Here is a 13,308-nt window from a genome sequence, read left to right as displayed (position 1 = left end):
TCGGCATCATCGGCGCAATCTTAGCCTCACCGGGCAGAGAAAAGCGCCGCATGACGGTATCCGACGGGTCCGGGGACCGCAAACAAAGCTCACTGCATACGTGTCCAATTAAACTGGTCAGCGGCAAATGCCTTTTCGCGCTCGGTGAGCGCCAATGGGTGAGTGGCCCCGGCGCTGGTCGTCCAGCCAATTGCATTGCCCGAGAAAATCTCTGGCTACGCGCGCGATCAGCCGCGCAAACCCTCGACGAACGCCCGAGTCTCGTCCCAGGTCGGCAATAGGCCGGACGCTCGCACCTCGTCGAAGCTGGGCGCCGCGGCATCGCGGTCGGACAAGTTAGGCGCCGACCCATCTACCAGCGGCCATTCGATGGCCAATGCCGGATCGGTCGCGCAAATGGTGTGCTCACGCTGCGGGTTGTATTCCGCCGAACACAAATACATCACCGTCGAATTGTCTTGCAGCGCCAGGAAGCCGTGCCCCAGGCCCTCGGAAATGTAGATCGTCCGGTGCTCGGAGTCGTCGAGCAGAACCGAATCCCACTGACCGAACGTCGGCGAACCCACCCGGATGTCGACGACGACGTCGAACACCGAACCACGAACGCAGGTCACATACTTGGCCTGGCTCGGCGGCACCTGGGCGAAATGCAAGCCGCGCAATACGCCTGCCGATGACACCGAGCAATTGGCCTGCCGGACGTCCAATCGATGGCCGGCGAAGGAGCTGAATCCCTTGTCGGTGAGCCATTCAAAGAAGCGGCCGCGCGAATCGCCATGAACCGTAGGGGTGATCTCCCACGCGCCGGGGATTTTCAGTTCGCGGACTCCCACGCTACTGCCCACGTTCTTCGTAGCGAGCTTCCGAGGCGTCTTTCAACGGACGCCACCACGATTCGTTTGCGCGATACCAGTCGATGGTTGCACGCAGTCCCTCCTCGAAGTCGGTATGCTTTGGCGCCCAACATAATTCGTCGTACAGCGTGGACGGGTCGATGGCGTAACGCAAATCGTGGCCGACCCGGTCGGTGACGTGGTCGAAGTCGTCGGGTTCGCGGCCCATCATCTGCAGCAGCGTGCGCAGCACGGTCAGGTTGTCGCGCTCGCCTTCGGAGCTGATCAGGTAGGTGCGCCCGATCTCGCCCTTGTCCAAAATGCGCCGGACCGCGCTGTTGTGGTCGTCGACGTGGATCCAGTCGCGGACGTTCGCGCCGGTGCCGTACAGCTTGGGCCGCCGGCCGGTGAGCACGTTGGTGATCTGGCGCGGGATGAACTTCTCGACGTGCTGGTAAGGCCCGTAGTTGTTGGAGCAGTTCGAGATCGTCGCGCGCACCCCATACGAGCGCACCCAGGCGCGCACCAGCATGTCGGCGGCGGCTTTGGTCGCCGAATACGGGCTGGACGGGTTGTAGGGCGTCGCCTCGGTGAACCGCTGCGGGTCGTCGAGCTCCAGGTCGCCGTAGACCTCGTCGGTCGAGATGTGGTGCAGCCGCACACCGTAACGTCGCACCGCCTCGAGGATGGTGAAGGTGCCGACGACGTTGGTGTGCAGGAAAGGCTCGGGGCCCTCAAGCGCGTTGTCGACGTGGCTCTCCGCGGCGAAATGCACCACCGCGTCGGATTCGGCGACCAGCCTCGACACCAGCTCGGTGTCGGTGATGTCACCGACCACCAGGTTGATGGAGTCCTCGACGTCGGCCAGTGACTCGCGCCGGCCCGCATACGTCAGGGCGTCGAGCACCGTCACGGAATCCTCGGGGTATTCGCGGACCGTGCTGTGCACGAAATTGGCGCCGATGAATCCAGCGCCGCCGGTGACCAGTAACCGCATGCCCAAACCCTAACCGAGCCGCTCGGTCAGTTTGTGGGAGTTAGCCCCAGAGGCCCGGCCAATTCACTCAGCGCAGGTAGCAGCGTTTCCTCGTCGTGGCCGCCCAGGACCTGGACCGCCACGTGGTCGGCTCCGGCATCCAGGTGTTCACGCAACCGCCCCGCGATGTTCTCGGGCGTGCCGTAGGCGACGATCGCGTCGATCAGCCGGTCGCTGCCGGGCTTGCGCACGTCGGCCTCGGTGAACCCCAGCCGCAGCCAGTTGTTCACGTAGTTGCTCAGGCCCAGATAGAAGTCGACCGTCTGACGCCCGATCTCGCGGGCCTTCGCCGCGTCGGTGGTGAGCACCACCTTGTGCTCGGGCGCCAAATACACTGCGCCGCCCAGTAATTCGCGTGCTTTGGCGGTGTGTTCCGGCGTGGTCAGATAGGGGTGCGCACCGGCGCTGCGCCGCGCCGCGAGGCCCAGCACCCGCGGCCCCAGCGCCGCGACCACCCGCCGGCTGGTCGGCACCAGGGCGGCGTCGAGTTCGTCGAGGTAGGAAACCAGCGCGTCGTAGGGCTTCACGTATTCCTCGGTGTGCTCGGGGTGACCCACCCCGATACCCAGCAAAAACCTTCCCGGATGGACTGATTCGATCCGATGGAAGGATGCGGCGACTTCCGCGGCGGGTGCGGTCCAGATGTTGACGATTCCGGTGGCCAGCTGCAGCGACGTCGTCCGCGCCAGGGCCGGGTCCGCCCAGGTCAGCCCGGCGTCCGGCGATCCACCGATCCAGGCTGCGCCGTAGCCCAGTCCTTCGATCCCGGCGGCCAATTCGGGGGAGATGGATCGGGTGGGCAGCCACACCCCGAACCGGCCGAGCTCGGGCTTGAGCGAAACTCCTTCGGTCATCCAGCTCCCCCTACGAGTTCGGGTCAGGACTGCTTGAGCCCCAGTGGCCCCGCCAGTTCGGCCAGCGCCGAGACCAGGTTTTCATCCTTTGTCAGGACCTGCACGGGGACGTGATCGGCGCCGGCGTCCAAATGCTCCTTGAGCCGCGCCGCGATCTGGTCCACGGTGCCATACGCCACCACCGCGTCGACCAGCCGGTCGCTGCCCGGCCGGGTGACCTCGTCCTCGCTGAAACCCAGCCGCTTCCAGTTGTTTCGGTAATTGGCGAGATTGAAATACACGTCAAGCGCCTTGCGGCCGATCGCCCGGGCCTTCTCGGCCCCTTCCTTGTCCGGGGTGGTCAGGATCGCCTTGTGCTCGGGTGCCAGGAAGGCCGACGGCCCGATGATCTCGCGAGCCCGCGCGGTGTGTTCCGGGGTGGTCAGGTAGGGGTGTGCCCCGGCCGAGCGCTCCGCGGACAGCTTGAGGACGCGCGGGCCCAGCGCCGCCACCACCCGGCGGTTGGCGGGCACCCCGTAGTCGTCGAGCTGCTGCAGGTAGTCGGCCAGCGCGTCGTAGGGCTTGCGGTACTCGGTGTGGGCCTCTGGGTGGCCGACGCCGATGCCCAGCAGAAACCGGCCCGGGTAGGCCTTGTCGATGCGGTGGAACGACTCGGCCACCGGCTTGGCGGGTGCGGTCCAAATGTTGACGATGCCGGTGCCCACCTGCAACGTCGTCGTCGCCTCCAGGAGGGGCTCGACCCAGGCCAGCTCGGCGGGCGGTGAACCGCCGACCCAGACGGCGCCGTAGCCCAACGCCTCGATGTCCTTGGCTTGCTGCGGTGTGACGCCGCGTCCGAATGATCCGAACCGGCCGAGATCGGGCTTGCTTGCTGCATCGGTCATGGTGTTCCCAACCTGCGACCGGCGAGAGCTATTCCGCGGTCGCCACACCTTCGTCGACGTCGTCGAGGTCCGCAACGGCGACGTCGGCGGCGGGTGCCGTCATCGGGAGCAGCACGATGAAGCGGGTGTCGCCGGGCACCGATTCCACCCGCAGGTCGCCGCGATGTTTCTTGACGACGATGTTGAAGGCGAGGTCCAGCCCGAGTCCGGTGCCCTCGCCGAAAGGTTTGGTGGTGAAGAACGGCTCGAAGATGTGCTCGCGGATGTCCGCGGGGATGCCCGGCCCGGTGTCGCAGATCTCGACGCGGGCCATGTTGTCGCCGTAACGGCAGGTGCGCACGGTCAGCGTGCCGCCCGTATCGCGCATGGCGGCGATCGCGTTGTCGATGACGTTGGTCCACACCTGATTGAGATCGCCTGGATAGCAAGGGATTTCGGGAAGTGATTTGTCGAAATCCTTGACCAGGGTGATGGCGGGGGTGTCCTTCGGGCCGTCCTTGCCGGCGTCTTTCGTCAACCGGTCGGCGAACATCGCCAGTGTGCTGTACAGCAGGTCGTGCACGTTGGCCACCTGGAACGGGGCCCGATCCATTTGCGAATACTGCTTGGCGTCGGCGACCAGCGCCGAAATCCGTTTGCTGGCTTCCAGAATCTGATTCATCAGCAGTTCGCTTTCGATGGTGTAGTTGATCCAGCGGATCGCCATCTCCAGCGAGGCTGACGGGAGCTCGTCGCTGACCGCGGAAATCCGCTCCAGCCAATCGGTGTCGACGCCGCCCTCGACGAACGTCGGGGCGATGTCCCACCCGCCCTCGATACCGTGGTCCTCCAGCCAGTCGCCGACGGCGTCCTCACGGTCGGAGGTCTCCAGCGCGCTCAAATGCTGCCCCCCTCCTGGAGCAGCCGACTTGGCGACCTGCTCGGCGACCCGCTCCTGCAGCTGCACCAGGGCGCTGAGCGCCTCGGGCGTGATGGTGCCGTCGGCGAGCATCGCCAGCTTGTGCCGCATGTTGGCCACCCGCTCGCGCAGATCCGACGCGGCCCGAGAGATCGCCGCCGCCGGGTTGTTGAGCTGATGGGTCAGCCCGGCCGACAGCCGGCCCAGCGCCAGCAGCTTCTCCCGGTTGTCGATGATCCGGCGGGTGCGGTCGGTGCCGACGGCGATGCCGTCGAGCAGGTGCACCGCCATCGGGAACTGGTCGCGCATGAACTGAGCGAAGACGGGCGCGTCCATCACGAAGAAGCGCGACGGCCTGGTGACGTGCACCGAGGCGTCGTAGTTCTTCTGCTTCCCGCCGGTGAACGCCCGCCAGGCGCCGCAATACACGCCGCGCTGCGAGGTGCGATTGGTTTCGATGTCCTGCCCGCCGGAGAGCTTGGACATCATCAGCTCGCCCTCGATCAGCACATAGAAACACGTCGCCGGTTCGCCTTCGACGCAGATCGGGCCCGGCTGGTAGTTCTCGATGTGGCCCTGGTTGCACAGCACCGCGAGCTGTTCGTCGGTCAGGGCCTCGAACAGGAACAGGCTGCGCAGCTCGTCGGGCTCGCAGGGCATGTCGATGGTCATGATTCGGCCAGGTAGCGGTGGACCAACATGACCGCCATCGACCCCTCGCCGACGGCGGCGGCGACGCGTTTGGCCGACGTGGAGCGGACGTCGCCGGTGGCGAACACCCCGGGCACGCTGGTTTCCAGGTGATGCGGCGGACGCTCGAGTGTCCAGCCGCACACGTTGCGCAGGTCCGGGCCGGTCAGGATGAAGCCGTGGTCGTCGCGGGCCAGCACGCCGTCGAGCCAGTCGGTGCGCGGGGCGGCGCCGATGAAGATGAACATTCGGCCGCAGGTGACGTCCTCGGTTTGGCCGGTCCGGTTGTTCACCAACCGCAGCTGCTCGAGGTGGCCGTCACCGGTGGCGCGCTGCACCTCGGTACAGGTCAGCACGTTGATCTTGGGGTTCGCCTCGATCTGCTGGATGAGGTAGTAGGACATCGAGGCCTCCAGCGACGGCGCGCGCACCACGATGTTGACCGACTTGGCCGTCCGCGACAGGTACATGGCGGCCTGGCCGGCCGAGTTGGCGCCGCCGATCACGTAAACCTCTTCGTCTTCGCACTCCGAGGCGACCGAGATGGCCGCCCCGTAGTAGATGCCGCAGCCGGTCAGCTCCGTGCAGCCCTCGGCCTGCAGCTGGCGGTAGGAGACTCCGGTGGCCAGGATGACCGCGTGCGCGTCGATCGAGCCGCCGTCGGCGAACCGCACGGTGCGCTTGGATCCGTTCACCTCGAGGGCGGTGGCCTTGCGGGCGGTGATCAGCTCGGCGCCGAACTTCTCCGCCTGCCGCCGGGCGCGGTCGGCCAGCTGACCGCCCGACACCCCGTCCGGGAAGCCCAGATAGTTCTCGATGCGCGAGCTCTGCCCGGCCTGACCGCCGGTGGCGGTGTGCTCGATGAGCACGGTGCGCAGCCCCTCGGAGGCGCCGTACACGGCTGCGGCCAGGCCGGCGGGCCCGCCGCCGACCACGATCAGGTCGTAGAACTCCTGCGACGGCGTGGTGGTCAGGCCCAGCGTCTCGGCCAGCTGCGCGTCGGTGGGCTCCACCAGGGTGTCGCCGCGCTGGGTGACCACCACCGGCAGCCGCTTGCCGTCCTCACCGGCCGCGGTGAGCAGCCGCTCGCCGGCGGGTTCGTCGGCCATGAACCACGTGTAGTAGAGGCCGTTGCGGGCCAAGAAGTCGCGGACCTGCCAGGACCGCGCCGACCAGCGGTGACCGATCACCTTGGTGTGCGGGATGGGGTGCTCGGGTGCGGCCCGCCAGGCGTCCAGCAACCCGTCGATGACCGGGTAGAACTTCTCCTCCGGGGGATCCCACGGTTTGAGCAGGTAGTGGTCCAGGTCGACGACGTTGATGGCGTCGATGGCGGCGTGCGTGTCGGCGTACGCGGTCAGCAGCACACGCCGGGCCGCCGGATACAGGTCCATCGCCTGTTCGAGGAACTCGATGCCGCTCATCTGCGGCATCCGGTAGTCGGCGATGAGCAGCGCGACGGTCTCGCCGCGCAGTTTGAGCTCCTTGAGCGTGCCCAGGGCGTCGGGTCCGGATTCTGCGCGCACGATCCGGTGGTCCTCGCCGTAGTGGCGACGCAGGTCCCGGGCCACGGCCCGGGAAACCGAGGGATCATCGTCGACGGTCAACATCACGGGCTTTCGGGACTGCGCCGCGCCGGGAGCATCGGGATTCGTCATCGGCGTTAAGTATGCGCTCGTCAGCGGCCCTGTGGGGGGTCGAGGAGACCGGCCGCGTTCCGCCCGCAGCGATTTTGGTGGAGCGGAATAACCGGGTATTGTGGAACAACGGTGCGACATCCGCGCCGACTTTTTGTGTGCCAAGTCTTAGGAATTTCCTGTCACCGGCTCACGTTCCAAGTCGGTGCACTGTCGCGTCGACTAGGCGCGAACGAAACTATACGACGAGGATTCTAATTTAGTTATGGCCAAGAAGGACGGCGCCATCGAGGTGGAAGGCCGGGTGGTCGAGCCCCTGCCCAATGCGATGTTCCGCATTGAGCTGGAAAACGGTCACAAGGTGCTTGCCCACATCAGCGGCAAGATGCGGCAGCACTACATCCGCATCCTGCCCGAGGACCGGGTAGTGGTGGAGTTGTCTCCCTACGACCTGTCCCGCGGCCGCATTGTGTACCGGTACAAGTAAAGCGCCTGATCTCCACCAACCTACGAATAGACAGAACAGGATCGAACAGCCGTGAAGGTGAACCCGAGCGTCAAGCCAATCTGTGACAAGTGCAGGGTGATCCGTCGGCATGGGCGGGTCATGGTGATCTGCTCCGATCCGCGCCACAAGCAGCGCCAGGGCTAGTCCTTAACCGCTTCGGCGTCCCGCAGTACCAACACAACTGAATGCAGACCTCCCAGCACCAGTGAGCGGATAGGCCGCTCATCCACGCCCGGTCGGAGGCCGGGCCCCGGTAAAACCCATCAGGGGCCGGGAACGGGCTGGGATCAGACCTCCGCCTAGAAAAAGAGGAAACGCCACCTATGGCTCGATTAGTAGGCGTCGATCTTCCGCGTGACAAGCGGATGGAGATCGCGCTGACCTACATCTTCGGCGTCGGCCGCACCCGGTCGAACGAGATCCTGGCAGCAACCGGCATCGACAAGAACCTGCGCACCCGGGACCTGACCGATGACCAGCTGACCCACCTGCGTGACTACATCGAGGCGAACCTCAAGGTGGAGGGTGACCTCCGCCGCGAAACGCAGGCCGACATCCGCCGCAAGATCGAGATCGGCTGCTACCAGGGCCTGCGGCACCGCCGCGGCCTGCCGGTGCGCGGCCAGCGGACCAAGACCAATGCGCGCACCCGCAAGGGCCCCAAGCGCACCATCGCCGGCAAGAAGAAGGCCAGGTAACCCCCGATGCCACCAGCAAAGAAGGCAGGCGCGGCGGCGCCCAAGAAGGGTCAGAAGACCCGCCGGCGGGAAAAGAAGAACATCCCGCACGGTGCCGCCCACATCAAGAGCACGTTCAACAACACGATCGTGACGATCACCGACCCCCAGGGCAACGTCATCGCCTGGGCGTCGTCGGGGCACGTCGGGTTCAAGGGCTCCCGGAAGTCGACCCCGTTCGCGGCCCAGCTGGCCGCCGAGAACGCCGCGCGCAAGGCGCAGGAACACGGCGTCAAGAAGGTCGACGTCTTCGTGAAGGGCCCGGGTTCGGGCCGGGAGACCGCGATCCGGTCGCTGCAGGCCGCCGGCCTGGAGGTCGGGGCGATCTCCGACGTCACCCCCCAGCCGCACAATGGCTGCCGCCCGCCGAAGCGCAGAAGGGTCTAGGAGACAACCATGGCTCGTTACACCGGACCCATCACCCGCAAATCGCGCCGGCTGCGCACCGACCTCGTCGGTGGCGACCAGGCGTTCGAGAAGCGTCCCTATCCGCCCGGCCAGCACGGCCGCGCGCGGATCAAGGAAAGCGAATACCTGCTGCAGCTGCAGGAGAAGCAGAAGGCTCGCTTCACCTACGGCGTGATGGAAAAGCAGTTCCGTCGCTACTACGCAGAGGCCTCCCGGCAATCCGGCAAGACCGGTGAGGAGCTGCTGCGCATCCTGGAGAGCCGGCTGGACAACGTCGTGTACCGCGCCGGTTTGGCCCGCACCCGACGGATGGCGCGTCAGCTGGTCAGCCACGGACACTTCAGCGTCAACGGCGTGCATGTCAACGTCCCCAGCTACCGGGTGTCGCAGCACGACATCATCGACGTACGGGACTCCTCGCTGAATACCGTGCCGTTCCAGATCGCGCGGGAGACGGCGGGCGACCGCCCGATCCCGAGCTGGCTGCAGGTGGTGGGGGAGCGTCAGCGCATCCTCGTGCACCAGCTGCCCGAACGGGCGCAGATCGACGTGCCGCTCACCGAGCAGCTCATCGTCGAGTTCTACTCAAAGTAACGGACTTTTGGGCCGGCCGGCCCGGAAACCCTAACGGCATCAAATAGCGGGTGCCGAGAAGGAGAGAAGAAACACCATGCTGATCTCTCAGCGACCCACATTGTCCGAGGAAGTTCTCACCGACAGCCGCTCCCAGTTCGTCATCGAGCCGCTCGAGCCGGGATTCGGTTACACCCTGGGCAATTCGTTGCGCCGGACGCTGCTGTCCTCGATCCCGGGCGCGGCCGTCACCAGCATCCGCATCGACGGCGTGCTGCACGAGTTCACCACCGTGCCGGGCGTCAAGGAAGACGTCACCGCGATCATCTTGAACCTCAAGAGCCTGGTGGTGTCCTCTGAGGAGGACGAGCCGGTCACCATGTACCTGCGCAAGCAGGGCCCGGGCGAGGTCACCGCGGGTGACATCGTGCCGCCCGCCGGTGTCACGGTGCACAACCCCGACCTGCACATCGCGACGCTGAACGACAAGGGCAAGCTCGAGGTCGAGCTGGTCGTCGAGCGCGGCCGTGGCTACGTGCCGGCCGTGCAGAACCGCGCCTCCGGTGCCGAAATCGGCCGCATCCCAGTCGATTCCATCTACTCGCCGGTGCTGAAGGTCACCTACAAGGTGGACGCCACCCGTGTCGAGCAGCGCACCGACTTCGACAAGCTGATCCTGGACGTCGAGACCAAGAGCTCGATCAACCCCCGCGACGCGCTGGCGTCGGCGGGTAAGACCCTGGTCGAATTGTTCGGCCTGGCACGCGAACTCAACGTCGAGGCGGAGGGCATCGAGATCGGGCCGTCGCCGGCCGAGGCCGACCACATCGCGTCGTTCGCGCTGCCGATCGACGACCTGGACCTGACCGTGCGGTCCTACAACTGCCTCAAGCGCGAGGGTGTGCACACCGTCGGCGAACTGGTCAGCCGCACGGAGTCCGACCTGCTCGACATCCGCAACTTCGGCCAGAAGTCCATCGACGAGGTGAAGGTCAAGCTGCACCAGCTGGGCCTCTCGCTCAAGGACAGCCCGCCGAGCTTCGACCCCTCGCAGGTCGCGGGTTACGACGTCGCCACCGGCACCTGGTCCAACGAGGCCGCCTACGACGACCAGGACTACGCGGAAACCGAACAGCTGTAAAGCACTGTCCGGCGACGATGCGGCCGTGCCGCGGCCGCTGAGGAACCGGACACATGCAACAACGTCCGTCCCGGCCCTACCTGATACGGGGGTCGGCCCCATTTAGGAGATAGCGCAATGCCCAAGCCCACCAAGGGCCCTCGCCTCGGCGGGTCGTCTTCGCACCAGAAGGCCCTTCTGGCCAACCTGGCCACGTCGCTGTTCGAGCACGGCCGGATCAAGACGACCGAGCCCAAGGCGCGTGCGCTGCGGCCGTATGCGGAGAAGCTGATCACCCACGCGAAAAAGGGTGAGCTGCACAACCGTCGAGAGGTGATGAAGAAGATCCGCGACAAGGACGTGGTGCACGCCCTGTTCGCGGAGATCGGTCCGTTCTTCGCCGACCGCAATGGCGGCTACACCCGCATCATCAAGGTCGAGCCGCGCAAGGGCGACAACGCGCCCATGGCCGTGATCGAGCTGGTGCGGGAGAAGACGGTCACCTCCGAGGCCGACCGGGCCCGTCGGGTGAAGGCCTCCAAGAAGACTGACGCTCCCGTCGCGGCGGCGGCGGCGCCTCAGGCGGCTGTCGAGCCGCAGGAGGCCGTCGGCCCGACGGCCGAGGAAGCCACGGGCGAGGTCGAGGAGACCAAGGCCGAGGCCGGCGAAGCGCAGGCCGATGAGGCCGAAGGGTCCAGCGAGGATTAGCGAGGACATCCGTCTGCGGCTTGATATCGCCTATGACGGAACGGGTTTCGCTGGCTGGGCTACTCAGGCCGGCCAGCAGACCGTCGCCGGAGTTCTCGACGAGGCGCTGACCACCGTCTTCCGCACGCCGTTGCGGTTGCGCGCGGCGGGACGCACCGATGCGGGAGTGCACGCCACCGGTCAGGTGGCGCACGTCGACGTGCCGACCGACGCGCTGCCGAACGCCTATCCGCGGGCACCGCACGCCGGTGAACCCGAATTCCTGCCGCTGCTGCGCCGGCTGGGCCGGTTCCTGCCCACCGACGTCCGGGTCGTCGACATCACCCGCGCCCCCGCGGGTTTCGACGCCCGTTTCTCGGCGCTGCGCCGCCACTATGTGTATCGGCTCTCCACCGCGCCCTGGGGCGTGCAGCCGCTGCAGGCCCGCTACGTCACCGCCTGGCCCCGCCCGCTGGACGTCGACGCGATGGCCGCGGCATCGCGAGACCTGTTGGGACTGCACGACTTTGCCGCGTTCTGCCGTTACCGCGAGAACGCCACCACCATCCGAGACCTGCAGCGCCTGGACTGGACGCGCGACGGTGACCTGATCACCGCGCACGTCAGCGCCGACGCGTTCTGCTGGTCGATGGTGCGTTCACTGGTCGGCGCGCTGCTGGCCGTCGGCGAACACCGCCGCCCGGTGTCCTACTGCCGCGGATTGCTCAGCGCCACAGAGCGGTCCAGCGACTTCGCTGCCGCGCCCGCCCACGGGTTGGCGCTGGTCGGTGTGGATTACCCGCCCGACGACCAGCTGGCGGCGCGCAACCGGATCACCCGGGACGTGCGCTCGCGCTAAACCCTGGCCGCGGCGAATCGTGCTGCCTGGTTGGTCAATCCGGGCACGTAGCTCAGGTGTGAACTCCACTGCATGCCGCCCGAGCAGATCGGGTCGCCCGGGTTGCACAGGTCGATGGTCTTGCCCTCGAAATTCGGGGACAGGGCGCTCATCAGTTGGCCCGCCCGGCCGGACGGGTTGCCGAACAGGGCGACGGCCGCGACGTGGTCGGCGGCCGCGGGCGGCAACGGCTGGCGGTAGCCGAGGCCGGGCAGCGGTGCGGTCGTGACGATGTCGACGACGGCGGCGCCCTGGGAGTACCCGCCGAGCACCAGCTTGGTGCCGGGGCAGTTGGCCGCCATCTGCTGCAGGTGGGTGCTGGCGTCGTTGGCGCCGTTGGTAGCGGCCAGGAAGTCCTTGCTGGCCGGGTAGTTCACCCCGTATGCGCCAACGCTTTTGCGGGTCTGCTCGCGCAACGAGCTGACGAAGGCACCGCCCACCTTGCCGACACCGGGCGGCTCGTCGGTGCCCCGGGCAAAGACCACCTCAACGCCGGGGCACGATGCCGACGCACGCGGAACCAATTGGGGGGCAACCAATAACGCGGCCGTCGCGCCGATCACGATGCCCAGCCCTAACGGGATAAGCCTCACACAGCGATGTTACGGGTCCGTTGATAACCCGACGGTAACGATTCAGACGAGAGGTGCTTGCGGTGAGTCCGTGGCCGGCCCGGGCGCGGTTGGTGCGGGCAGCGACGGCGCGGGCGTCGGAACGGTACCGCCGTGGATCGACGGGCCCGACCCGGGCGGGTTCTGCCCGTACACCGGCGACTGCTGACCGTAACCGGGCTGCTGCGGGACGGGGCCCAGCGGCGGACCGAAGGCGGGGGACTGCTGGCCGACACCGGCGGCCGCAAGTTTCTGCGCGACGAACGCCGCCGCCTGGGTGGTGTACACGGGGACGTAGCCCTCGGTGTGGCCACTCCACTCGTTGCCCGGACCGGCGTGGCAGATCGGGTCGTTGGGGTTGCACAGGTCGATGGCCTTGGAGCCCAGCAGCGCGCTTTGGCTGGGCAGGGTGCCGCCGGCGCGGTCGGCCACGTCACCGAAGGTGGCGACGGCCGCGATGTTGTTGGCGTACTGCGCGGGTAGCTTGCTGCCCCAGCTGATGCCGCCGATCGGGACGCCGGCCACGATGTCCATCACCGACGCACCCTGCGAGTAGCCGCCCAGCACGATCTTGGTGTTCGGGCACTTCTCCACGCTCTTCTTGACGCGGTCGATCGTGTCGTTGGCGCCGTCGCCGCCGTGCAGCTGCAGCTTGCTGGCGGCGTAGTTCACGCCGTAGGGCAGGATGTTCAGGCCGTCGGTCTGTTGGCGCAGCGAGTCCACGAAGGCGTCGCCGACCCGGCCCAGACCGGGTGGCTCGTTGGTGCCGCGGGCGAAGATGACCTCGACGTCCGGGCAGTCATCGGCGGAGGCTTTGGGCGCTGCGGCGGGGGTCGCGAGCAGGCCAGCAGCGGTAGCCAGGGCGGCAGCGCCCAGGCCGATGAAGCGTGTTGCTGACCGCGCGGTGCCCGCCCGACGGGTACGTACACGGTGA

General features: G+C 67.0%; 16 protein-coding genes. 8 read left to right on the top strand and 8 right to left on the bottom strand.

Annotated elements, in window-relative coordinates:
- Nucleotides 1–227 precede the first annotated feature (227 nt).
- Genes rfbC through G6N50_RS15280 form a run of 6 tightly spaced genes read right to left on the bottom strand, consistent with a single transcriptional unit; the run spans nt 228 to nt 6,853 of the window.
- Nucleotides 228–833 (bottom strand): dTDP-4-dehydrorhamnose 3,5-epimerase, encoded by a 606-nt coding sequence (gene rfbC, locus G6N50_RS15305; protein ID WP_142275443.1) that lies wholly within the window; start codon nt 831–833, stop codon nt 228–230.
- A 1-nt stretch (nt 834) separates the two neighbouring features.
- Complete coding sequence (rfbB, locus tag G6N50_RS15300; protein ID WP_083093418.1) at nt 835–1,830, bottom strand: dTDP-glucose 4,6-dehydratase; 996 nt, start codon at nt 1,828–1,830, stop codon at nt 835–837.
- A gap of 26 nt (nt 1,831–1,856) precedes the next feature.
- Complete coding sequence (locus G6N50_RS15295) at nt 1,857–2,723, bottom strand: LLM class F420-dependent oxidoreductase (protein WP_083093420.1); 867 nt, start codon at nt 2,721–2,723, stop codon at nt 1,857–1,859.
- A gap of 23 nt (nt 2,724–2,746) precedes the next feature.
- Complete coding sequence (locus tag G6N50_RS15290; protein ID WP_083093422.1) at nt 2,747–3,607, bottom strand: LLM class F420-dependent oxidoreductase; 861 nt, start codon at nt 3,605–3,607, stop codon at nt 2,747–2,749.
- Nucleotides 3,608–3,635: 28 nt separating this feature from the next.
- Nucleotides 3,636–5,177, bottom strand: coding sequence for an ATP-binding protein (locus G6N50_RS15285; protein ID WP_083093424.1), 1,542 nt, complete (start codon nt 5,175–5,177; stop codon nt 3,636–3,638).
- Entirely contained in the window at nt 5,174–6,853 is a 1,680-nt protein-coding gene (locus G6N50_RS15280) for an FAD-dependent oxidoreductase (protein ID WP_083093426.1), read from the bottom strand. The genes G6N50_RS15285 and G6N50_RS15280 overlap by 4 nt, the downstream gene beginning before the upstream one ends.
- 244 nt (nt 6,854–7,097) lie before the next feature.
- Between G6N50_RS15280 and infA the strand changes: the two genes are divergently transcribed.
- From infA to truA, 8 genes are all read left to right on the top strand, one after another.
- The gene (gene infA, locus G6N50_RS15275) at nt 7,098–7,319 is read left to right on the top strand and encodes a translation initiation factor IF-1 (protein ID WP_003418601.1); all 222 of its coding nucleotides are present in this window, start codon (nt 7,098–7,100) and stop codon (nt 7,317–7,319) included.
- A gap of 51 nt (nt 7,320–7,370) precedes the next feature.
- The gene (gene rpmJ / locus G6N50_RS15270) at nt 7,371–7,484 is read left to right on the top strand and encodes a 50S ribosomal protein L36 (RefSeq protein WP_003879483.1); all 114 of its coding nucleotides are present in this window, start codon (nt 7,371–7,373) and stop codon (nt 7,482–7,484) included.
- A gap of 179 nt (nt 7,485–7,663) precedes the next feature.
- Nucleotides 7,664–8,038 carry a 30S ribosomal protein S13 gene (rpsM, locus tag G6N50_RS15265; RefSeq protein ID WP_067833943.1) on the top strand — a complete coding sequence of 125 codons (375 nt, stop codon included), beginning with the start codon at nt 7,664–7,666 and terminating at the stop codon, nt 8,036–8,038.
- A gap of 6 nt (nt 8,039–8,044) precedes the next feature.
- The gene (gene rpsK / locus G6N50_RS15260) at nt 8,045–8,464 is read left to right on the top strand and encodes a 30S ribosomal protein S11 (RefSeq protein ID WP_067101453.1); all 420 of its coding nucleotides are present in this window, start codon (nt 8,045–8,047) and stop codon (nt 8,462–8,464) included.
- 9 nt (nt 8,465–8,473) lie between these two features.
- Nucleotides 8,474–9,079: a 30S ribosomal protein S4 gene (rpsD, locus tag G6N50_RS15255; protein WP_083093428.1), complete on the top strand. Its 606-nt coding sequence runs from the start codon at nt 8,474–8,476 to the stop codon at nt 9,077–9,079.
- Nucleotides 9,080–9,155: 76 nt separating this feature from the next.
- On the top strand, nt 9,156–10,199 hold the full coding sequence (locus G6N50_RS15250) for a DNA-directed RNA polymerase subunit alpha (RefSeq protein ID WP_083093430.1): 1,044 nt from the start codon (nt 9,156–9,158) through the stop codon (nt 10,197–10,199).
- A 117-nt stretch (nt 10,200–10,316) separates the two neighbouring features.
- The gene (rplQ, locus tag G6N50_RS15245; RefSeq protein ID WP_083093432.1) at nt 10,317–10,886 is read left to right on the top strand and encodes a 50S ribosomal protein L17; all 570 of its coding nucleotides are present in this window, start codon (nt 10,317–10,319) and stop codon (nt 10,884–10,886) included.
- Nucleotides 10,858–11,724: a tRNA pseudouridine(38-40) synthase TruA gene (truA, locus tag G6N50_RS15240; protein WP_083093434.1), complete on the top strand. Its 867-nt coding sequence runs from the start codon at nt 10,858–10,860 to the stop codon at nt 11,722–11,724. The genes rplQ and truA overlap by 29 nt, the downstream gene beginning before the upstream one ends.
- Here truA and G6N50_RS15235 read toward each other — a convergent pair.
- Both G6N50_RS15235 and G6N50_RS15230 read right to left on the bottom strand, forming a co-directional pair.
- Nucleotides 11,721–12,356: a cutinase family protein gene (locus G6N50_RS15235; RefSeq protein ID WP_083093436.1), complete on the bottom strand. Its 636-nt coding sequence runs from the start codon at nt 12,354–12,356 to the stop codon at nt 11,721–11,723. The genes truA and G6N50_RS15235 overlap by 4 nt on opposite strands.
- A 42-nt stretch (nt 12,357–12,398) precedes the next feature.
- The gene (locus G6N50_RS15230; protein WP_083093569.1) at nt 12,399–13,256 is read right to left on the bottom strand and encodes a cutinase family protein; all 858 of its coding nucleotides are present in this window, start codon (nt 13,254–13,256) and stop codon (nt 12,399–12,401) included.
- Nucleotides 13,257–13,308: the final 52 nt, after the last annotated feature.

It is taken from the genome of Mycobacterium mantenii, assembly GCF_010731775.1.
GTDB classification, from domain to species: Bacteria; Actinomycetota; Actinomycetes; order Mycobacteriales; family Mycobacteriaceae; genus Mycobacterium; species Mycobacterium mantenii.
Note: the sequence above shows the minus strand (reverse complement) of the source record. Positions and strands in the feature narration are given on the sequence as shown.